Origin of the sequence: Finegoldia sp. BIOML-A1 (genome assembly GCF_009678325.1) — a bacterium.
In the GTDB taxonomy this organism is placed as follows: domain Bacteria; phylum Bacillota; class Clostridia; order Tissierellales; family Peptoniphilaceae; genus Finegoldia; species Finegoldia magna.
The window spans coordinates 175,866-197,585 of the sequence record NZ_WKZF01000002.1 but is presented as its reverse complement, the minus strand read 5'-3'; the positions used below and the strand labels follow the sequence as shown (position 1 = coordinate 197,585).

The 21,720-nt window shown below is 28.6% G+C and carries 18 protein-coding genes; 17 read left to right on the top strand and 1 reads right to left on the bottom strand.

What is annotated here, in order from left to right; translation table 11 throughout:
• Window positions 1–36: 36 nt before the first annotated feature.
• From GKG00_RS03260 to holA, 12 genes are all read left to right on the top strand, one after another.
• Window positions 37–1,446 (top strand): L,D-transpeptidase family protein, encoded by a 1,410-nt coding sequence (locus tag GKG00_RS03260; RefSeq protein ID WP_154254242.1) that lies wholly within the window; start codon window positions 37–39, stop codon window positions 1,444–1,446.
• A 92-nt stretch (window positions 1,447–1,538) separates the two neighbouring features.
• Window positions 1,539–2,609 (top strand): DNA-processing protein DprA, encoded by a 1,071-nt coding sequence (gene dprA / locus GKG00_RS03255; protein WP_110057931.1) that lies wholly within the window; start codon window positions 1,539–1,541, stop codon window positions 2,607–2,609.
• Window positions 2,610–2,658: 49 nt separating this feature from the next.
• Window positions 2,659–4,626 (top strand): transketolase, encoded by a 1,968-nt coding sequence (tkt, locus tag GKG00_RS03250; protein WP_154254241.1) that lies wholly within the window; start codon window positions 2,659–2,661, stop codon window positions 4,624–4,626.
• Window positions 4,627–4,769: 143 nt separating this feature from the next.
• Window positions 4,770–5,237, top strand: coding sequence for a tRNA (cytidine(34)-2'-O)-methyltransferase (locus tag GKG00_RS03245; protein ID WP_094207153.1), 468 nt, complete (start codon window positions 4,770–4,772; stop codon window positions 5,235–5,237).
• 8 nt (window positions 5,238–5,245) lie between these two features.
• Window positions 5,246–6,844, top strand: a complete 1,599-nt coding sequence (locus tag GKG00_RS03240) for a Na/Pi cotransporter family protein (RefSeq protein ID WP_154254239.1) — start codon at window positions 5,246–5,248, stop codon at window positions 6,842–6,844.
• Window positions 6,845–6,917: 73 nt separating this feature from the next.
• Complete coding sequence (gap, locus tag GKG00_RS03235) at window positions 6,918–7,919, top strand: type I glyceraldehyde-3-phosphate dehydrogenase (RefSeq protein ID WP_094207151.1); 1,002 nt, start codon at window positions 6,918–6,920, stop codon at window positions 7,917–7,919.
• A gap of 66 nt (window positions 7,920–7,985) precedes the next feature.
• Window positions 7,986–9,173, top strand: a complete 1,188-nt coding sequence (locus GKG00_RS03230) for a phosphoglycerate kinase (RefSeq protein WP_094205701.1) — start codon at window positions 7,986–7,988, stop codon at window positions 9,171–9,173.
• Between the two features lie 4 nt (window positions 9,174–9,177).
• Window positions 9,178–9,933: a triose-phosphate isomerase gene (gene tpiA, locus GKG00_RS03225; protein WP_094205827.1), complete on the top strand. Its 756-nt coding sequence runs from the start codon at window positions 9,178–9,180 to the stop codon at window positions 9,931–9,933.
• Window positions 9,923–11,470, top strand: coding sequence for a 2,3-bisphosphoglycerate-independent phosphoglycerate mutase (gpmI, locus tag GKG00_RS03220; RefSeq protein WP_154254237.1), 1,548 nt, complete (start codon window positions 9,923–9,925; stop codon window positions 11,468–11,470). The genes tpiA and gpmI overlap by 11 nt, the downstream gene beginning before the upstream one ends.
• A gap of 3 nt (window positions 11,471–11,473) precedes the next feature.
• Window positions 11,474–12,760 carry a phosphopyruvate hydratase gene (gene eno / locus GKG00_RS03215; protein ID WP_094205699.1) on the top strand — a complete coding sequence of 429 codons (1,287 nt, stop codon included), beginning with the start codon at window positions 11,474–11,476 and terminating at the stop codon, window positions 12,758–12,760.
• Window positions 12,761–12,819: 59 nt separating this feature from the next.
• A complete protein-coding gene (locus tag GKG00_RS03210) occupies window positions 12,820–15,126 on the top strand; it encodes a DNA internalization-related competence protein ComEC/Rec2 (RefSeq protein ID WP_154254236.1) in 2,307 nt (768 codons plus the stop codon).
• A complete protein-coding gene (gene holA, locus GKG00_RS03205; RefSeq protein ID WP_154254234.1) occupies window positions 15,092–16,090 on the top strand; it encodes a DNA polymerase III subunit delta in 999 nt (332 codons plus the stop codon). The genes GKG00_RS03210 and holA overlap by 35 nt, the downstream gene beginning before the upstream one ends.
• Before the next feature lie 53 nt (window positions 16,091–16,143).
• Here the strand turns inward: holA and rpsT are convergent, their stop codons facing one another.
• Window positions 16,144–16,407: a 30S ribosomal protein S20 gene (rpsT, locus tag GKG00_RS03200; RefSeq protein ID WP_002836452.1), complete on the bottom strand. Its 264-nt coding sequence runs from the start codon at window positions 16,405–16,407 to the stop codon at window positions 16,144–16,146.
• A 122-nt stretch (window positions 16,408–16,529) separates the two neighbouring features.
• On the opposite strand from rpsT, the gene lepB reads away from it, so the two are divergent.
• The 5 genes from lepB to GKG00_RS03175 all read left to right on the top strand — a co-directional run bounded on the left by lepB (window position 16,530) and on the right by GKG00_RS03175 (window position 21,710).
• Window positions 16,530–17,054: a signal peptidase I gene (lepB, locus tag GKG00_RS03195; RefSeq protein ID WP_094224712.1), complete on the top strand. Its 525-nt coding sequence runs from the start codon at window positions 16,530–16,532 to the stop codon at window positions 17,052–17,054.
• A 9-nt stretch (window positions 17,055–17,063) separates the two neighbouring features.
• Complete coding sequence (gene lepA, locus GKG00_RS03190) at window positions 17,064–18,875, top strand: translation elongation factor 4 (protein ID WP_094224711.1); 1,812 nt, start codon at window positions 17,064–17,066, stop codon at window positions 18,873–18,875.
• A 47-nt stretch (window positions 18,876–18,922) separates the two neighbouring features.
• Complete coding sequence (gene hemW / locus GKG00_RS03185) at window positions 18,923–20,026, top strand: radical SAM family heme chaperone HemW (protein ID WP_154254232.1); 1,104 nt, start codon at window positions 18,923–18,925, stop codon at window positions 20,024–20,026.
• 81 nt (window positions 20,027–20,107) lie between these two features.
• Window positions 20,108–21,154 (top strand): heat-inducible transcriptional repressor HrcA, encoded by a 1,047-nt coding sequence (gene hrcA, locus GKG00_RS03180; RefSeq protein WP_154254231.1) that lies wholly within the window; start codon window positions 20,108–20,110, stop codon window positions 21,152–21,154.
• Window positions 21,144–21,710: a nucleotide exchange factor GrpE gene (locus GKG00_RS03175; protein WP_154254229.1), complete on the top strand. Its 567-nt coding sequence runs from the start codon at window positions 21,144–21,146 to the stop codon at window positions 21,708–21,710. The genes hrcA and GKG00_RS03175 overlap by 11 nt, the downstream gene beginning before the upstream one ends.
• Window positions 21,711–21,720 lie beyond the last annotated feature (10 nt).

The window sequence follows — 21,720 nt, the reverse complement described above, 5'->3', positions numbered from 1 at the left end:
TTCTAGGTACAGAAATAATTAATAGAAGGTGATAAATTGAAAGATGATTTACAAAAATATGAAGACAATAAAACTAGTCAAGTAAATAATGAGTCTTCAAAAAATAATAGTATTTATAAACTGAAAGAATCACAAAAATCACACTTATGGATTTGGGTTGTATCAATTCTTTTAGGTATTTATATATTGGTTTCAATATTTTTTAGCTTCATGACTTATCCTAACGCAAAAATTAATGGTGAAAATTTAGGTGTAAGAAAAATTTCTGATGTTAAAAATATTTTTGATGAACAAACCACATCAATTATCGGAAGAGATAATAAAACTGTTGCATTGAATAATTCACAAGCGGGTTTAAAACAAGTTGCTTTGGAAAATCAAACCTATGTGCAACATGGTTTTTTGTGGCCAGTAGAACTTATAAAAGGAATAGAAACAGATGTAAAAGTTAAGAAAAGTGTAGATTCTGATAAATTAAAAGAAACCTTAAAAAATAGTGAGTTATTTAAAAATATCAAAGAACCAAAAAACGCCCAATTGATTTTTGAAAACAAAAAAGCAATAATCAAACCTGAAGAATTAGGTAATAAGCTTGATTTGGATAAAGTTTGTGAATCCGTAATAAAAGGATTTAATGAACACAAGGATGAAATCAAATTATCTTCAGAATATATTAATCCTCAAGTTACAAAAAAATCATTGGAGCCAAACAAAAAAGAACTTGAAAATATTGCAAAAGCTTCTATTACCTTAAAATTGCCAAACGGAGAATCACAAAAAATAGAAGATAATTCTATTTTCTTAGATGAAAATTATAAGTTTGAAGATAAAAAAGTTCGAATTTTTGTAGATGACTTGAAAGAAAAATTTGAAGTTGTTGGGAAAGATTTTGATTTTACAACTCATAATGGTAAATCCATAAAAGTTAAAGCAAAAGTTTTTGGAAATGAAATTAACAAAAAACAAACAGTAGCTATGATTACAGATGCTTTAAAAAATGGTAAAACCATAGATAGTGATTTAGTATATAGCAGAAGAAGCCGAAATAATGGAGTTCTTGGAAAAAGCTATATTGAAATAAGCTTGGGAGCACAACATTTGTGGTATTTTAAAGATGGTAAACTAGTATTAGACACACCTGTTGTTACAGGAGATCCATCAATTGACCATGAAACACCAACAGGCTTATTTGAAATTTGGTCAAAAGAAACTGATAGATTTTTAAGAGGATTTAATCCAGACGGATCAAAATATAAAGTTCATGTAGATTATTGGATGCAAATTGACTATACTGGTGTAGGAATTCACGATACAAAGGGAAGGGCCGCCTACGGTGGACAAATCTTTAATGGTGCTGGAAGTCATGGTTGTATAAATACTCCTATAAATCATGTTCGTACAATTTTCAATTCGGCTGAAAATGGAATGCCAGTTGTAATCTATTAAAAATTAGTCGATTATTTTATGATAGTCGACTTTTTTTATTGAAAAAAAATATATATTAATGGTATTCTATATGTAAAGAAAAGGGGTAAATTATGGATTCAGATTTATTATTATTTTTAAGTAGTTTGAACACGAATTATAATTGGATAGGTCCAATTCTTGAAAATTATAGCTCATTAGAGGATATTATCTACGATAATGCAAAAAAACTTTTAGAAGTAGATCCTAAAATTTACGAATTTATTCTAAAAAATATGAAAAAATTCGATATAAATTTGTACAAAGAAAAATTATGGAAAAACAGTATAAAATTTACTACATACGGTGATTCAAAATATCCGAAAAAATTACTTGAAATAGATGATGCACCATATACTTTGTACTATAAAGGTGATTTGACTGAAGAGTTCAATAATTGTGTTTCATTTGTCGGAGCTAGAAAATGTAGTCAATATGGATCTTATGCATGTAAAAAATTTGTATCTGAAATATCACAATATAAAATACCAGTTGTTAGTGGATTGGCTCTTGGCATAGACAAAATTTCTCATCAAACTTCTCTTGAAAATAATAATAAAACAATTGGAGTTTTAGGGTGTGGAATAGATCAAGTATATCCCAGGAGCAATTATAGAGTGTTTCAAGATATGATTTCATCACATAACGGAGTAATTATGAGCGAATATCCTTTTGGAATAGCACCATTGCCATATAATTTTCCATTTAGAAATAGAATTATTTCTGGTTTATCACTTGCAACTGTCGTTATTGAAGCAAAAGAGAAAAGCGGTACATTAATCACATCATCTTATGCCTTGTCTCAAGGTAGAGATATATTTGCAGTTCCCGGAAATATTAATTCAGTATATTCAACTGGAACTAATCAATTAATAAAAGATGGAGCTTACATATTAACCGACGTTTTGGATATTATAACTCAAATCCCTGAATTTCAAAATAAATATATAGAAAAGCCACAATTAAGTTTTGATTTGAATGATTTAGAACGTAAAATATATAATTTATTGAAAATTGAGGCCAATTCACCAGATGAAATTTCTATAAAATTAAATGAAGATATATCTGATGTATTGATGAGTTTAACAAAAATGGAATTGTTGGGAATTGTTGTGGATATTGGAAGCAAATACTCATTAAAGTAGATTAAATAATGTGATATAATAACATTGGAATTTTATAGAGGAGAATGATATGGACAAAAAACAATTAGCTATTAATACTATTAGATTATTATCTGTAGAAATGATTCAAAAAGCGAATTCAGGCCACCCTGGACTTCCTTTAGGTGCAAGCCCTATGACATTTACATTATTTAATGACATAATGCATTTTTCACCAAAACACAGCGATTGGATAAATAGGGACAGATTTATTTTATCGGCTGGACATGGGTCTGCAATGTTATATTCACTTTTACATTTATTTGGATTTGGAATAACTGTTGATGATTTAAAAGAATTTAGACAATACAACAGCTTAACACCAGGACATCCAGAATATTTGCATACAAAAGGAATTGATGCTACGACTGGTCCTCTAGGACAAGGATTGAGCATGGCTGTTGGTATGGCAATTGCTCAGGAATATATGGCCAGCCAATTTAATACCGAAAACCACAAAATTTTTGATAACTATACTTACACAATTGTTGGTGATGGTTGTCTTCAAGAAGGAATAACTAATGAAGCTAGTTCAATAGCTGGATCATTAAAACTTTCAAAATTGATTTGTTTATATGATTCTAACAATATAACAATTGAAGGCGATACAAAAAATATTTTCTCGGAAAATGTCAGAGCTAGATATGAAGCGTTGGGCTGGGATACTTATTTTGTAGAAGATGGAAATGATATAGAAAAAATAAGAGAAACTATCGAACTTGCGAAAACAACAGATAAACCATCATTTATTGAAATAAAAACAAAAATTGGTTATGGAAGTGTTGTTGAAGGAACTGCAAAAGCGCATGGAGCTCCAATTGGCGCAGAAAACATTCCAAGTTTAAAAGAAAAATTAGGATTAGACTTTACAGAAGAATTTTATATTCCGCAAGAAGTTAAGGAACTTTTTGCACAATCAACTTCAGAAAAGGAAAAATATTATTCTGAATGGGAAAGTATGTTTGAAGACTATAAACACACTCACAAAGACCTTTATGATAAATTAATGAAATTTTTATCTAAAGAAATTGATGAAGAATATTTAACATCTAAAGAGTTTACTAGCTTCGAAAAAGATGATGCTACAAGATCATACTCACATGTTTTATTAAATAGATTAAAAGATAAACAATTAAATATTGTTGGAGGATCTGCGGATCTAGCTCCATCTAATAAAACATTTATGGATGGTTTAGATGTATTTACGCAAACAAATAGATCCGGAAGGAACATACAATTCGGTGTTAGAGAACACGCAATGGCTGCTATCACGAATGGTATAAGTTTATATGGTGGATTAATTCCTTATTGCGCTACATTTATGATTTTTTCAGATTATTTAAAACCAGCGATGAGATTGTCATCTTTAATGAAGAGACAAGTTCTATATATATTGACTCATGATTCAATTGGTGTTGGAGAAGACGGACCTACTCATGAACCAATAGAACAATTAGCAATGCTTAGAACTATTCCAAATCTTAATACTATTAGACCTGCTGATGGATTTGAAACATCAATGGCATACAAGATAGCATTAGAAAATAAAGAAACACCAACAGCTTTAGTATTATCTAGACAAAAATTAGTAAATTTAAAAGAAACTAACGAAGAAGCTCTAAAGGGTGGATATATTCTTAAAAAACAAAATTCTCCTGATTTAGTTATAATAGCAACAGGTTCTGAAGTTAAGCTTGCATTAGATGCATGTGAGGCTCTTGAAAAAGAAGGAGTTAAAGCTCAAGTTGTATCAATGATGTGTCAAGAAATTTTCGACAAACAAGATCAAGAATACAAAAATTCTGTTATTCCAAAAAATGTTGAAAAAAGAGTTAGCATTGAATGTTTGTCAACTTATGGATGGCAAAAATATACTGGACTTAATGGATTAAATATAGGAATAGATGAGTTCGGAATGAGCGCTCCAGGTAGTAAAATAATGGATCACTTTGGATTTACAACAGAAAAAATAGTTGAAAAAATAAAACAATATTTATAATCGACAGACCGTCAACAATTTTGTGTTGATGGTCTTTTTGTTTTAAAATTTTAATCGTTTTTAAAATTGAAATACTATTTCTTTTATGGTATATTTTTTATGGGAATATTAAAATATAGTTAAAGAATCGTAAAGAGGTGGATATGATAAATATTGTTCTTTTAGAACCTGAGAAACCTTCTAATACAGGAAATATAGGAAGAACTTGTGTTCTAACTAATTCTAGATTACATTTAGTTAGGCCATTTAGCTTTAGACTAGATGACAAATTATTAAAGAGGTCCGGCATGGATTATTGGGATAAAGTTGATTTAGTTATTCATGATGATATGAATGAATTTTTAGAATATATTAAAGGAAATGATAGAGTTTTTTATGTTGAAACTTTTGCAACAAAATATTATCATGAGCTTGAATATCAAGATGGTGATTTTTTCGTGTTCGGAAAGGAATCTTCAGGTATAGATAAAGATTTGGTAGCTAAGCACAATGATCATTCTATAAAGATTCCAATGAATATGGAAATTGATAGATCATTAAATTTAGCAAATTCGTGCAATATAGTTTTATTTGAAGCATTGAGACAGATAGATTTTCCAGGATTAAAGTAGGAGGTATTATGGATATTATAACTCCGGTTTTAGGTGGGTTGGCACTTTTCTTGTTCGGAATGACAATAATGGGTGAAGGTCTCCAAAAATCGTCAGGTAATAAATTAAAAAAGATAGTAGGTTCTTTAACTAGGAATAAATACATAGGTGTGTTACTAGGTATAGTAGTAACGATGGTAATACAATCATCATCTGCAGCAACAGTAATGGTTGTGGGCTTTGTAAATGCAGGTTTAATGCCTTTGAATCAAGCTGTTGGAGTAATTATAGGAGCAAATGTCGGAACTACAATTACTGCGCAAATAATCGCTTTTGATATTGCAAAATATGCACCATTAATTGTAGCTTTTGGTGTACTTTTATATATGAGTGCAAAAGATGATAGGAAAAAAAATCTAGGCGAAGTTTTTGTTGGTCTAGGTTTAATTTTCATAGGAATGAATACCATGGGAGATGGATTGAATCCACTATCAAAAGAATTGTGGTTTAAAAATGCTTTATTAAAATTAAACTCACCGGTAATTGGAGTTTTTGTAGGATTTTTCTTAACTACTGCAGTACAATCATCTTCAGCCTCAATCGGTTTGATACAAGCTCTAGGTAAACAAGGATTATTGACAATCAATCAAGCAGCTCCTCTTTTATTAGGGGGAAATATTGGTACTACAACTACTGCATTACTTTCATCTGTAGGAGCGGGGAAAAATGCCAAAAGAGCAGCCATAATACATTTGTTATTTAACGCAATTGGTACAATAATTGTCCTACTATTTTTAAATAAATTGATGCAAAACATAGTATCTATGTTAACTCCATTAAATGTTTCAAGACAAATAGCAAATTATCATACTTTATTCAATATAATAAACGTTGCAATTCAACTTCCAGTTTCAAACTTTTTAGTTAAAGCTGCTATGAAAATTGTTCCAGGTGAAGAACACGCAAAAGACTTACAATATTTAGATGACAGAATTTTAGAGACTCCTTCTATTGCGGTTGAACAAGCTAGACTTGAAGTTATTAGAATGAGTGACATTGTATATCAAAATTTTAAAAATGTTGATGAATACTTTATGACAGGTAACAAAAAACTAAGATCAAAAATATTAGCAGAAGAAAAAAGAATTAATAATTTGGAAAAACATATCGTTGAGTATCTTGTAAAATTATCTAATAAATCTATTTCAGATGAAGAACATACACAAATTTTTATTATGCAAGATATGCTTAATGATCTCGAGAGAATAGGAGATCATGTTGAAAATATATGTGGAATTGTAACTCTTGTTTATGACGAAGAAAAAGAATTTAGCAAAGTAGCTATCGATGAATATAAAGATTTATATTCAAATGTAGAAAATGCAATTATAGATTCAACTATGGCATTTAAAAATAATGATCAATCATTGGCTTCTAAAGTCGCAAATATTGAAAATAATGTAGACTTTTTAGAAAAAAAATATAGACATAATCATATCAAACGAATTAACAACAATGAATGTGATTCTACAGTTGGAGTTAATTTCTTAGATATTCTATCGAATTTGGAAAGAATATCTGACCATTGCACAAATATATCCAATTATACTCTTCATATTGAGGTTTAAAATTTGATTAATAAGATTATATATCGGGTATATAATAAAAGTATGTATTATGAAATATTTCAAGGAGGATTAAATGAAAGTAGCAATTAGTGGATTTGGAAGAATAGGTAGAGATGTAACAAGAATTTTAATTCAAAAAAATGACCCTGATCTTGAATTAGTGGCATTGAATATTACAAGTGACCTTAAAACAAATGCACATCTTTTAAAGTATGACTCAATTTATCGTACTTTTGAAAAAGACGTTGAAGTATTAGCGGATGACAAAATTAAAATTGGTGATAGGGAAATAACTGTTGTAAATAACAGAAATCCAGAAGAATTACCTTGGAAAGAATTAGGTGTTGATCTAGTTATCGATTCAACGGGTGCTTTTAAAGACAAAGAAGGTTTATCAAAACATATTAAAGCTGGTGCAAAGAAAGTATTATTAACTGCTCCAGGTAAATCAGATGTTAAAATGATCGTAGTTGGAGTAAATGACAAAGAATATGACCCAGAAAATGATGAGATTATTTCCAATGCATCATGTACAACTAACTGTTTAGCTCCAGTAGCTAAAGTTTTAGATGATGAATTTGGAATTGAAAAAGGGTTAATGACAACAATTCACGCTTATACTAATGATCAAAACATTCAAGACGCTCACCACAAGGATTTAAGACGTGCAAGAGCAGCTGCTTTAAGTATGATTCCTACAACTACAGGTGCTGCTAAAGCTGTTGGTAAAGTTCTACCACAATTAGAAGGCAAAATGACAGGACTTGCAGTTCGTGTACCAACACCTACTGGATCTATTACTGATTTAACAGTTCTTTTAGGTAAGGAAGTTACAAAAGAAGATATCAATAATGCTATGAAAAAAGCTAGTGAAGGCGAATTAAAAGGAATCTTAGGATATTCTGAAGATCAATTAGTATCTTCAGACATTATTGGAGATGAAAGAAGTTCAATATTTGATGCTGATATGACTTATGCTTTAGGAAATATGGTAAAAATTGCTTCTTGGTATGATAACGAATGGGGTTATAGTTCAAGAGTATTTGATTTAGCAAAGATTATAGCTACAAGATAATAAAACTATTTAGAGTCGATGGTAAAATATTTTTGCAATCGACTCTTTTCAAAGAAAGGTTAATCTATGAATAAAAAAACACTAAAAGATTTAAATGTTGAAAATAAAAGAGTATTAGTTAGAGTAGACTTTAATGTTCCAATTAAAGATGGTATTATTACTGATACGAATAGAATAGAAGCATCTATCGCAACAATAAAGTATTTAATAGATAATAATGCTAAAGTTATTTTAATGAGTCACTTAGGTAGACCAAAAGGCGAACCAAAACCTGAATTCACATTAAAACCGGTTGCAGAAAAGCTTTCTGAAATTATTGGTCAAGAAGTAAAATTTGTTGATAATGATAAAGTTGTGGATAATTCTGTTATTGAGCAAAGTAAAAAATTACAACCCAAAGAAATTATGTTAATTCAAAACACAAGGTATAGAAAAGAAGAAGAAAAAAATGATGAAGAGTTTTCTAAAGAATTATCACAATTAGCTGATTTATATGTAAATGATGCTTTTGGAACCAGTCATAGAGCTCACGCATCAAACGTAGGAGTGTCTAAGTTCTTACCAAGTGCTGTAGGATTTTTAGTTCAAAAAGAAATAGAAATCATGGGAAAAGCTCTTGATGATCCAGAAAGACCTTTTACAGCAATATTAGGTGGTGCAAAAGTTTCTGATAAAATTGGGGTTATAGAAAACTTATTGGATAAAGTTGATACTATACTAATTGGTGGTGCTATGGCATATACTTTCATCAAGTCACAAGGAAAAAATGTCGGTAAATCTTTAATCGAAGAAGATAAATTAGATTTAGCAAAATCACTATTAGAAAAAGCCCAAGAAAAAGGGGTTAAAATATTCTTGCCAGTTGATTTTGTCGCAGCTAAAGAAATGACAGAAGAATCTGATTCAAAAGTAATTGGTATAGATGAATTTACGGACGATATTGCAGGATTTGACATTGGAACTAAAACTATAAAGATTTTTGATGAAGAAATACAAAAGTCCAAGACTATTGTATGGAATGGACCAATGGGTGTATTTGAAATCAAACAATTTAGTAAAGGTACTTTTGAAGTTGCAAATTCTTTAGTAAAATCTGATGCTACAACTATTGTTGGTGGTGGAGATAGTGCTTCAGCAATTGCAAAATCTGGAAATAAAGACAAAGTAACACACGTTTCAACAGGCGGCGGAGCTTCTTTGGAATTCTTAGAAGGCAAAGTCTTACCTGGTATTGATTGTATTGATGAGAGATAGTAATATGAGAAAACCATTAATTGCAGGAAACTGGAAAATGAATATGACAGATGGAGAAACTAAGCAGTTTCTAAATGATTTAAAGAATTTCGAATTTTCTGATAATGTAGAAGCTTGTATAATATCTCCATTTACATCACTAAAAACTCTCACAGAAGCTTTAAAAGGTACAAATATTTCTACTGGAGCACAAAATATGTATTTCGAAGATAGTGGTGCATTTACAGGAGAAATTTCTCCGAACATGCTGAAAGATCTAGGAGTTGACTATGTTATAATTGGTCATTCTGAAAGAAGAACTATTTTTAAAGAAGACGATGAATTGTTAAATAAAAAAATAATATCAGCTTTAAATCACAATCTTAAGCCAATACTTTGCTGTGGAGAAAACTTAGAACAAAGAGAATCTAACAATCACGAAAAAATTGTTGAATCACAAATAAAATCAGACTTAAAAGGAATAAGTGAAGAAGAATTAAGATCTAAACTAGTAATCGCTTACGAGCCAATATGGGCTATTGGAACCGGTAAAACAGCTTCAAGTGACGATGCACAATCAATGTGTAAATTTATAAGAAATTTATTGGAAGAAATGTATAGCAAAGATCTGGCTGATTCAATTAGAATACAATATGGCGGAAGCGTAAAACCTGAAAATGTAACTGATATTATGTCAAAAGAAGACATTGATGGAGCTTTAGTAGGGGGTGCAAGTTTAGAAGCAGAAAGTTTTTCTAAACTAATTAATTATGGGAAATAAGAAAGACAAATTAATTCTTGTAATCTTAGATGGTTGGGGATTAGGCAAAGACTATCCAGGAAATGTTATTAAATTAGCTGATACTCCAACTTTTGATAGACTAATAAGTGAATATCCAAATTCACAATTGATTGCTTCAGGAAATGAAGTAGGTCTTCCAGCAGGCCAAATGGGAAATTCCGAAGTAGGACATATGAATATTGGTTCTGGTAGAATAATTTATCAAGATTTAAGTAAAATTACTAATGACATAGAATCTGGAAAATTTTATGAAAATAAAGTTTTAAAAAATATTATCTTAAAAACTAAAGAAAAAAATAAAAAACTTCATCTACTAGGATTAGTTTCTTTTGGTGGAGTTCATTCTCATTATGATCACCTTGTAGCAATCCTTAAAATGTGCAAAAAGTTAGATTTTTATGATGTAGTAATACATTGTTTTACAGATGGAAGAGACGTATCACCAACATCTGCAAAAAATGATTTACAAAAATTACTAGGTGATATAAAAGAAATTGGTGTAGGTAAGATTGCATCTGTTTGTGGTCGTTATTATGCAATGGATAGAGACAAGAGATGGGACAGAGTAGAAAAAGCATATAATTGCATTACTAATGGAGTAGGAAATAAAAATAATGACCCAGTCGAATATTTACAAGATAGTTATGATAAAAATATCACTGATGAATTTATTGAACCATGTGCAATAGTCGATGAAAATGATAACATAACAAAAGTCGAAAATGAAGATTCTTTTATATTCTTTAATTTTAGACCAGATAGAGCAAGACAACTTACAAGAGCTTTTGTAGACGATGATTTTGATGGTTTTAAAAGAACAAAATACAAAGATATTTTGTTTGTAACAATGACAGAATATGATAAAACTATCCAAAATGTCCAAATAGCTTATCCAAAACAAAGATATAATAATGTGTTAGGACAAATTATTTCTGAAAATGGATTAAAGCAATTAAGAATTGCAGAAACAGAAAAATATGCCCATGTAACATTTTTCTTTAATGGTGGTATAGAAAAAGAATTCAAAAATGAGGATAGGATACTAATTCCATCCCCAAAAGTATCAACTTTTGATCTTAAGCCAGAGATGAGTGCTGTAGAAGTTAAAAATCATGTAGTTGATGTCATTAATAAAGATATATACGACTTAATCATTTTAAACTTTGCAAATTCGGATATGGTTGGTCATACCGGTGTAATTTCAGCAGACAAAATAGCCGTTGAAACTGTTGATAAATGTCTAGACGAAATATTACAATCTATAGATAAAAATGGAAAATATCACGCTTTGATAACTGCTGATCATGGGAATAGTGAATATTTGATCGATGAAATGACAGGAGGACCATTCACGGCACACACAACTAATCCTGTGCCTTTTATAGAATATCCAGACAAAGATATCAAATTGAATAATGGTATCTTAGCTGATATAGCACCAACAATTTTAGAATTGATGAAAATAGATAAACCTTCTGAAATGACAGGTAAATCTTTAATTAAAAAAGGAGAATAAATAATGAGCTCAATAATTGACATTTATGCAAGAGAAGTTTTAGATTCTAGGGGAAATCCTACAGTTGAAGTTGAAGTTTATACTGAAGCCGGAGCAATGGGATCAGCGATAGTTCCTTCAGGTGCTTCTACTGGAGTACACGAAGCTGTGGAATTAAGAGACAATGATGAAAAAAGATTTCTTGGAAAAGGAGTAGAAACTGCTGTTGATAATGTAAACTTAGAAATAGCAGATGAATTAGTAGGTTGGGATGTGTTTGATCAAGTTGGAATAGATAATTATCTAATAGAATTAGATGGCACTGAAAATAAATCTAGACTTGGCGCAAATGCTATTTTAGGTGTTTCTTTAGCTGTTGCAAAAGCTGCTGCAGATGAAAATGGACAAAGATTATTTGAATATATTGGAGGAGTAAACGGTAAGACTTTACCTGTACCAATGATGAACATTCTAAATGGTGGACAACACGCTGATAATAATGTAGACATTCAAGAATTTATGATTATGCCTGTAGGTGGAGAAAACTTCAAAGAATCTTTAAGAATCGGTACTGAGGTATTTCATAATTTAAAGAATGTATTAAAGTCTAGAAAATTAAATACTGCTGTAGGAGATGAAGGTGGTTTTGCACCAAATCTCGAATCTAATGAGGAAGCATTACAAACTATAGTTGAAGCTATTAAAAAAGCTGGCTATGAACCAGGAAAAGATGTAATGATTGCTATAGATGCTGCAGCTAGTGAATTCTATGAAGATGGTAAGTACAATATGGCTGGAGACAATGCAGTTAGATCAAGTGATGAAATGATTGAGTATTATAAAAACTTAGTTGAAAAATATCCTATTATTTCTATTGAAGACGGATTAGCTGAAGATGATTGGGATGGTTGGAAAAAACTAACTAAAGAATTAGGTTCAAAAATTCAATTAGTTGGCGATGATTTATTTGTAACAAATGTTAAGAGATTACAAAAAGGTATAGAAATGGGTGTATGTAACTCCATTCTAATTAAATTAAATCAAATAGGAACTTTAACTGAAACTCTTGATGCCATAGAACTAGCTAAAAGACATGGATACACTGCCGTAATATCTCATAGATCGGGAGAAACAGAAGATACTACTATAGCCGATGTTGCTGTCGCTACTAATGCTGGACAAATCAAAACTGGCTCAACATCAAGAACTGATAGAATCTGTAAATATAATCAATTATTAAGAATTGAAGATATGCTAGAATCCACTGCAGTATACGATGGAATAAAGACTTTTTATAATTTAAGCAAATAATTAAAAATACAAGGAATCACAGCGATTATTAGCTGTGATTCCTATTAATTAGGTGAAAAATGTTAATCACTACGGTAATTTTAATACAGATAATTTTAACAACAATTTTATACATATATTTCAATCCAATATTTCTAGCAGTTGATGTAGTGATTACAGGAATATTTCTGTTTAAAGATAAAAATAAACTTATTGTATCACTGTTGGTATTATTTCTGACTATTTTTCATTTAAACCTTATTAATGATAATTACAACAATATCAAGGATAATGAATTTGTAGATATTAACGCTGTAGTAATAAATAAAAACAGATCAAATAAAAAGTATATTGTAAAGGGAACTAATCAATATAAAATAAAATTTTTATTAACAACAAAAAAAGATTTAAATATTGGTGATATTGTCAATATTAGATCAAAAGTTAATAAAGCATATACAAATGGTAATCCATATATGTTCAACTATAAATTTTATTTACTAAAGAGCAATATATATGGAGATATATACTGTAGGACTGATCCTGATATAATAGGAAAGTCTAATTCACTTTTTTTAAGTATTAGAAGCAAAATTTTAAACCACATAGTTTTTAAATTATATTCAAATTTTAATGATATTGAATCATCTGTTTTAAAGTCAGTATTTACAGGGTTTAATTTTTTGAGTGAAGATTACACTAATAATGTTAAGACATTAGGAATAAGTCATATATTTGCAATAAGTGGGCTACATATTATTATTCTATACACGATTTTTAATAAATTATTTGGTATTTTTAAGATTAACAGAAAAATTATTTCTTGGTTATCTTTGTTTTTAATTGCAATATATGGATATGCAGTAGGACTACCTTCATCAATATTAAGAGCGTTTATTATGTTAGTTATAGTGGAATTATCTAATCAAATGCAGATAGACTGGTATAATTTAAATAATTTAATTATTGCAGCTATCTTAATTTTGCTTATGAATCCATATAATCTATTTGATGTCGGATTTATTTTTTCATTTTTAGCAACATTTACTATTTTATATTTGTATCCAAAATTCAAAAAACAAAACAGCAAACTACGTAATTATTTGATGCTTTCCTCTTTAGTTTATATAATATTATTACCAATACAACTTAGGTTTTTTAATGAATTTACATTTGGTTTTATCATTGGAAATACCATTATTTTACCTATTTTTACACTTATCATACAATTGTCGGCTATTGTACTTTTGATACCTAATAGCTTTAATTATGTATTTGTTCAAATTATAAAATTTTGTTTAAAGATTATAAATTATATCTTCATTACAATTAATTCATTTAATATACAAATTCATAGTTTTATGAGCTTTTCTATATTGATGATTTTTGTTTATTATATAATAATATTTGAGATTTATAACAGACACTACATTAAAACTTTAAACGATTTTAATAAACAAACTTTAAAAAATATGTTTTTTATAAGCGTAATTATGCCGATAATTTTAAATATTTTTAATCCTATTACGCATATAAACTTTGTGGATATTGGTCAAGGTGATTGCTTACTTGTAAGACAATATTTTAAAAGTTTTATGATAGATACAGGAGGTTCATACAAATCAGAAGATAAATCTGGAACTTACCTTGTAGAATATCTACACAAAATAGGTTTAAATAATCTTGATTATGTATTCTTGACTCATTTTGATGAAGATCATAGTAAAAATTTAATTAATATTAACAAATCTTATAATCCAATAGTTTTATCTAGAACTAATGGAGAAAAAATATTAAAAAGCAAGTATAATCAAAATAACCATTACGTAAATCTACAAGATAATCAATTACTAAAAATTGGAAATGTTTATATCAAAGTCATTGATAAACCCATAAGTGATGAAGAGAACGATAAATCTATAGTTTACAAAGTATATGTTAATGATATTTCATTACTAATTACAGGAGACATTTCTAGAGAATATGAAAGAAATATTTTAAATGAAGATATAACATCTGATGTGTTGAAAATTTCCCATCACGGAAGTAAAAACAGTTCAGATTTAAATTTCTTAAAAAAGGTTAATCCCAAAATATCTATTATTTCTGTAGGTCTAAGAAATGATTATGGACACCCACATCATGAAACACTAGATAATTTAAATAAACTAAATATTCCAATAAAAAGAACTGATAAAGATGGAAACATTGAGATTGTCTCAAGCAAGATATTTAATACTATAAGATCTAATAGAGATAAGTATTCGATTTATAATATTTTAGTGAAAGAACAAAATTCAATTATTACAACAATTTTCGTATTATATTACTTTAAGAGTAGAGGAGCAAAAGATGGATTTTTCATTGGCGAAACAAAAATTAGATAATAATTTGTTGTCTAATCTAATTTTAATACACGGAGAAGAAAAGTTTTATATAGAAAAATATCTGTCATTAATAAAAGAGCACTACAAGGCTCAAAGTTTTGATGAGTACGAAATATCAAATTTCGAAAAAATATATAGTTCTTCTGAAACTATTCCTATGTTTAGTGATAAAAGACTCATTTTAATCGATGATGTAGATTTAACTAAAACAGGAATTTCAAAAAACAAGGAAAGTATTGATAATTTATTACCTTATATTAGAGAGATTCCAGAGTATACTTTGATTATAATGACATCATACGGAAATGTATTTAAGTCTAAATTTTTAAAAGAAATAATAAACTATGGATCAGATATTGAATTCAATAAGTTAAACAGAAATCAATTAAAAGCTTATATAATAAATTACCTAAAAGGGAAGAAGATTAATAATAATATCGTTAACATTTTTATTGAATATTCTCTTTATCTTATAAAAAATTCTGAAAAGACTTTAATTGATGTTAATAATGAATTAGATAAGTTTATAAATTTAGAGAAAGATGAAATAACAGAACATGATTTGAATTCTCTAATAAATCAATATGATAAAAATATTTTCGATTTAACAGATTCAATAGCATCAAAAGATTTATCTAAGACGATATATTACTTAAATTTACTTATAAATGACACATCAGACACTTTTAAAACACTTCATATGGTTATTAGATTATTTAGAAATTTATTATATATAAAAGAACTTCTACGTTTGAAAGTTTCGCAAACTGAAATCACAAAGAGAGTAAAAATATCATCATACGAATTAAATAAAGTTCAAACTTTTGTGAAAAATTGGAGGTATGACCAGTTAAGATTTGCGATTCATAAAATGTATGAAATAGAAACTACCTTAAAAACAAATACGTTAAATTCTAAGTACTATATAGAAAATAGTATTTGCGAAATTTTAGCAAAAAAATAAAGGTTGAATTTACTTCAACCTTTAAATAATGTAATGGATCCTTTACATTATTTCTATGCTAATTTGTTTAATTCTTTAGCCATTCTGCTAATTTTTTTAGCTGCACTGTTTTTAGAAATTGTGTTCTTACTTGCAGCTTGGTCAATCTTTTTAGTTGCTAAATTAAATAATTTAGTAGCGTCTTCTTTATCGTTTTTTTCAACAGCTGCTTCAAATTTCTTTATGAAAGTTTTGATAGCTGATTTTTTAGATTTATTTCTAGCTGTTTCAAGTTTAGTTACATCAATTCTTTTAATTGCTGATTTAATATTTGCCATAATATCCCTCCTTTATTTTTGAACAGTGTTATTATTATACACTATAGAATTAATTATTTCAAGTAATCTAGAACATTAATTGTAAATTATGTTATAATAGGTTGGTAAAGAATGGTGATAGTATGAAGAAATTTTTAAATAGTAAGTTTTCAAATTTGCTATTTGCAATATTTATAGCTTTAGTAGTATGTTTCGTAATAAAAACTTTTATTTTAGAAACACAAATAGTAAAATCATCAAATATGAGTCCCACTTTAACTTCTGGAGATTTTGTTCTCATTAACAAATTAAACAAAATTACTGGATATATTAAAAAAACTGATATAGTTCAGTATTATGATCAGAAGGATTCAGAATCTAATATTGCAAGAGTTATTGCAATGCCTAAGGATTCAGTGGAAATTATAAATGATGATATTTTTGTTAATGGAAAAAGAATATATGAACCTTATATTCTGCTACAACAGTCCAAAAAATTAAACAACAATAAATGGGTTTTAAGTAAAGATGAATATTTTGTTATAAATGATGATAGAGAATTAGATAATTATAATGACAGCAGGTACATAGGACCTATTAATAAAGATTCGATAATCGGTGTAGTTTTCTTTAGGTTATATCCTGTTGATAAGATTGGTTCGATTTAGGAGATTTAAATGAAAAACGATAAAAAATACATAAGAAATTTTTCAATAATTGCGCATATAGATCATGGGAAATCAACATTAGCTGATAGATTGATTGAAGAGACAGGTATGCTTACTCATAGAGAAATGAGTGAACAGGTTTTGGATTCTATGGACTTGGAACGCGAAAGAGGTATAACAATCAAATTAAAAGCCATTAAATTATCTTATAAGGCTAAAGATGGTAATGTATACAATCTGAATTTAATAGATACACCAGGTCATGTTGACTTTACTTATGAAGTAAGTAGATCATTAAAAGCGTGTGAAGGTGCAGTATTAATTGTCGATGCAACGCAAGGTGTAGAGGCACAGACATTAGGAAATGTATACTTGGCCATCGACCAAAATTTAGAAATTTTACCTGTAATAAATAAAATAGACTTACCAAGTGCCGACATTGATTTTGCAAAAAAGGAAATAGAAGATATTATTGGATTAGATGCTGAAAATGTTCCTGCAGTATCGGCAAAAGAAGGAATAAATATAGTAGATGTTCTAGAAGATATAGTTAATAACGTTCCTGCACCAATTGGGGACGAAAATAAGCCTCTAAAGGCATTAATATTTGACTCATATTACGATTTTTATAAAGGCGTTGTCGTTTATGTCAGAGTTTTTGATGGTTGTATAAAGCCAGGATCTGAAATTTTAATGATGTCTACTAACAAATCATTTGAAGTTACTGAATGTGGTTACACATCTTCCGGAATGATAAGCACAGATGAAATTAGCGCTGGAGATGTAGGATATGTTGTCTGCAGTATCAAAAATGTAAAAGATGCTAGAGTAGGTGACACTATAACAGATAAAAACAATCCTGTAAATAAACCTCTGGAGGGATATAAGCAAGTTACACCAATGGTTTATTGTGGTATTTATCCTGCTGAAGGTGAAGATTTCAATTCTGTAAGAGATGCACTAGAAAAACTTCAAGTTAATGACGCAGCTTTAACATTTGAAAATGAAACATCAATCGCACTAGGTTTTGGATTGAGATGTGGATTTTTAGGGTTGTTACACATGGAAATTATTCAAGAAAGATTAGATAGAGAATTTGACTTAGATATCATTGCTACTGCTCCAAGTGTAATATATAAAGTTCATAAAAAAGATGGAACTGAAGTAGAAATACAAAATCCTACAAATTTCCCAAAGGAAACTGAAATTGATTATGTTGAAGAGCCTGTTGTTCATGCTGAAATCATGACTCCTACAGATTATGTCGGAGTAATTATGGAACTTTGTCAAGGAAAAAGAGGAACTTTCATAGATATGACTTACCTTGATGAAAAAAGAGTAACAATAAAATACAAATTACCATTAAATGAAGTGATTTATGATTTCTATGATGCTTTAAAATCAAAAACAAGAGGTTACGCATCTTTGGATTATGAGTTAATTGGTTATGAAAAATCTGATTTAATTAAACTAGAAATAATGATTAATTCAGAAAAAGTTGACGCGTTAACATTAATTGTTCACGAAGATTTAGCTTATGAAAGAGCAAGAAAAATAGTAACGAAACTTAAAGATGAAATACCAAGACATCAATTTGTAATTCCTGTACAAGCTGCAATAGGAAATAAAATTATCGCAAGAGAAACTATAAAAGCATACAGAAAAGATGTACTTGCTAAGTGTTACGGTGGAGATATAACTAGAAAGCGTAAACTATTAGAAAAACAAAAAGAAGGTAAAAAGCGAATGAGATCGGTAGGTAGCGTAGATGTTCCTCAAGAAGCTTTCTTATCAGTCTTAAAATATGATGAAGGAAATTAAATTTATTAAGCCAAGCGAAAGTTTGGCTTATTTTTATAGGAGGAGTTATGAAAGGAATCTATATTCACATACCTTTTTGTGCTTATAAGTGTAATTATTGTGATTTTTCAACAATGACGAAACAATACCAAAGAATTGATGAATACTTTGATTTATTACAAAAAGAAATAAATATGTACAATAATCCTAATGACAGAATAGATACCATTTATATAGGAGGAGGAACACCGAATCTTGTGGATTCTAAATATATTGAAAAAACGTATAACGTAATAGATAGCTGTTTTAACTTACAATTAAAGGAATTTACTATTGAATGCAATCCAGAGTTCGTCACAAAAGAAAAAATTGAAAACTATAAAAAAGTTGGTATAGATAGAGTATCATTAGGAGTTCAATCATTTAATGATCAGTACAACAAATTTTTAGGAAGACAGCATACAGTATCAGATGTTTTTAAGTCATTTGAAATAATTAAAGGTTACATTGATAATATTTCAATTGATTTAATATTTGGATTTCCAAATCAAACCTTAGAGTCTCTAGATAATGATCTTTATTATATTAGAAAACTTAATCCAAACCATGTTTCTTGGTATAACATGATATTAGAACCTGGAACAAAATTTTACAAAAACTATAAAGACATAAATAGAAATGATGATATAGAATACGAAATGTATATGAAGATTTGTAATGGATTAGAAAATTACAAACACTACGAAATTTCTAATTTTGCAAAAGATAATTTTGAATCCATTCACAACAAGATTTATTGGAAAGACGAGCAGTATTACGGATTTGGTTTATCTTCATCTGGATATTTAAATCAAATGAGATATACAAATGAGTTTTTCTACCCCGATTACAAAAACAAAATAATAAAAAATGAAAAGCCTATTAGTTTTTCTGAGATAATTGATTTAGAAAAAAGAGAATTTGAATTCATAATAACCAATATGAGATTAAAAGATGGATTAGATTTAAAAGAATACTTTGAAAAATTTGGTATAAATTTATATACGAATAACAAAAAATTAATCGATAACTGGATCAATAAAGGATTGTTAACTTTAAACAACAACCATATAAGCTTTACAAATCAAGGCTTTTTCGTGTCAAATAGTTTTTTCGTAGATATTTTAGTATAACACTTGACACAGTATAAATCGTAGTGTATAATTTTATTATCACTCAAGGTAATAGGTTGCTAACAAAAAAGAGGTGAGGTCTTGAATGAAAATTTAACACAAAGAAAATTTAATATCTTAATCGCTACTATAGACAATTATATTAAGACTGCTCAGCCAATAGGATCTCGAGTTTTATCAAAGAATTATAATATAGGTTTCAGTCCAGCAACTATCAGAAATGAAATGAGCGACTTAGGTGATTTGGGATATTTAGTTCAATCTCATATTTCATCAGGAAGAATTCCATCGCAAAAAGCTTTCAGATTGTATGTGGATTATATTTTAGACAAACTTTATAAAACTGATGATTCTAGCTCTTCGTTGATGTCTATAAGAAAACCCTATGAAAGAATTGTTGAACCGGAGAAATTAATTAAATCTTCTTCTCAATTCATATCTGAGATAACTCAGTATCCAGTTATTTCTATGTTAAAAAAATCGGATAGGATGCATTTATCTCACATAGAGCTGCTTCCAATTAGCGAATATAATTATGTTTTATTAACGTTATATGATTCTGGTGATTTAAATCATACTGTCATTTCATCAGAGCAAGTCATAGAATCAAATGAATTAATTAAGATTAATTTTCTATTGAAGAAACTTTTTTTAGGGAAAAATTTAAATGAAGTTTATGATAATTTAGATGAATTTTCTTCAAAATACAAATATAATGATCTTTTTAAAGGTGCAATTACCGATATTATTGAAAATGAAAAAGATAAGTTATCTTCAATGTATATATCTGTTGAAGGCTTATCAAATATTTTCAAGTATAGTGAATACAGCGACTTAGACAAAGTCAAAACCATAATAGAATACCTTGAAGACAAAGACAAAATAGTGAATATTTTGAATTCTTCAGATAATTTCTTGGACATTAAAGTGGGAGATGAAAATAACGAACAATCACTTGTTGAAAACACAATCATCAAGAGTTCTTATTTCTTCAACAAGAATAACATCGGTGTTATAGCTATTGTTGCTCCCATGAGAATGAATTATGAACTTTCAATAGAAGCTATGTTTAAATTATCTAGAAGAATTAATGGATTAATTATTAGGGGGGATTATTATGAAAGATAATGAAGAAAAGTTGAAGCAAAATCAGTCTTCAGAAGATGTAAAAAATGGAGAAAAAGACTTAGAAAAAGAAAAAATAAATAAAAATGAAAATGAAAATGAGTCAGTAAAAGAAGAAGTCGAAAGCGATAAAGATGAAGTTGTAAATTCTGAAATAGAAGATTTAAAAGATTCTTTAAAAAGATTACAAGCGGATTTTATCAACTATAAGAATAGAACAAATAGAGAAAGACAACAGTCTATTGAATTAGCCAATGAGTCTTTGATTTTGAAAATTCTACCTATAATAGATGACTTAGATAGAGCTATCAGTAGTAAAGAAGAAAAAGATGAGTTCTCTAGCGGTGTTGAATTAATTAGAGACAACCTACTTTTATCTTTAAAAGACTTTGGATTGGAAGAAGTAGATTGTTCAGATAAATTTGATCCAAACTATCATCATGCGGTTATTACTGAAGATAGTGATAAGGATTCAGATATGATCTTAGAAGTATTCCAAAAAGGTTACATTTTGAATAACAAATGTATTAGACCTGCAATGGTCAAAGTTAGTAAATAAGAATTTTAAA

Excerpts from the sequence above, each read along its gene's own strand:
- GKG00_RS03240 (WP_154254239.1), top strand. The coding sequence starts at position 5,246 with ATGGATATTATAACTCCGGTTTTAGGTGGGTTGGCACTTTTCTTGTTC.
- GKG00_RS03210 (WP_154254236.1), top strand. The coding sequence starts at position 12,820 with ATGTTAATCACTACGGTAATTTTAATACAGATAATTTTAACAACAATT.
- holA (WP_154254234.1), top strand. The coding sequence starts at position 15,092 with ATGGATTTTTCATTGGCGAAACAAAAATTAGATAATAATTTGTTGTCT.
- tkt (WP_154254241.1), top strand. The coding sequence starts at position 2,659 with ATGGACAAAAAACAATTAGCTATTAATACTATTAGATTATTATCTGTA.
- rpsT (WP_002836452.1), bottom strand. The coding sequence starts at position 16,407 with ATGGCAAATATTAAATCAGCAATTAAAAGAATTGATGTAACTAAACTT.
- gpmI (WP_154254237.1), top strand. The coding sequence starts at position 9,923 with ATGGGAAATAAGAAAGACAAATTAATTCTTGTAATCTTAGATGGTTGG.
- gap (WP_094207151.1), top strand. The coding sequence starts at position 6,918 with ATGAAAGTAGCAATTAGTGGATTTGGAAGAATAGGTAGAGATGTAACA.
- dprA (WP_110057931.1), top strand. The coding sequence starts at position 1,539 with ATGGATTCAGATTTATTATTATTTTTAAGTAGTTTGAACACGAATTAT.
- hemW (WP_154254232.1), top strand. The coding sequence starts at position 18,923 with ATGAAAGGAATCTATATTCACATACCTTTTTGTGCTTATAAGTGTAAT.
- eno (WP_094205699.1), top strand. The coding sequence starts at position 11,474 with ATGAGCTCAATAATTGACATTTATGCAAGAGAAGTTTTAGATTCTAGG.
- GKG00_RS03230 (WP_094205701.1), top strand. The coding sequence starts at position 7,986 with ATGAATAAAAAAACACTAAAAGATTTAAATGTTGAAAATAAAAGAGTA.
- tpiA (WP_094205827.1), top strand. The coding sequence starts at position 9,178 with ATGAGAAAACCATTAATTGCAGGAAACTGGAAAATGAATATGACAGAT.
- lepA (WP_094224711.1), top strand. The coding sequence starts at position 17,064 with ATGAAAAACGATAAAAAATACATAAGAAATTTTTCAATAATTGCGCAT.
- GKG00_RS03245 (WP_094207153.1), top strand. The coding sequence starts at position 4,770 with ATGATAAATATTGTTCTTTTAGAACCTGAGAAACCTTCTAATACAGGA.
- GKG00_RS03175 (WP_154254229.1), top strand. The coding sequence starts at position 21,144 with ATGAAAGATAATGAAGAAAAGTTGAAGCAAAATCAGTCTTCAGAAGAT.
- lepB (WP_094224712.1), top strand. The coding sequence starts at position 16,530 with ATGAAGAAATTTTTAAATAGTAAGTTTTCAAATTTGCTATTTGCAATA.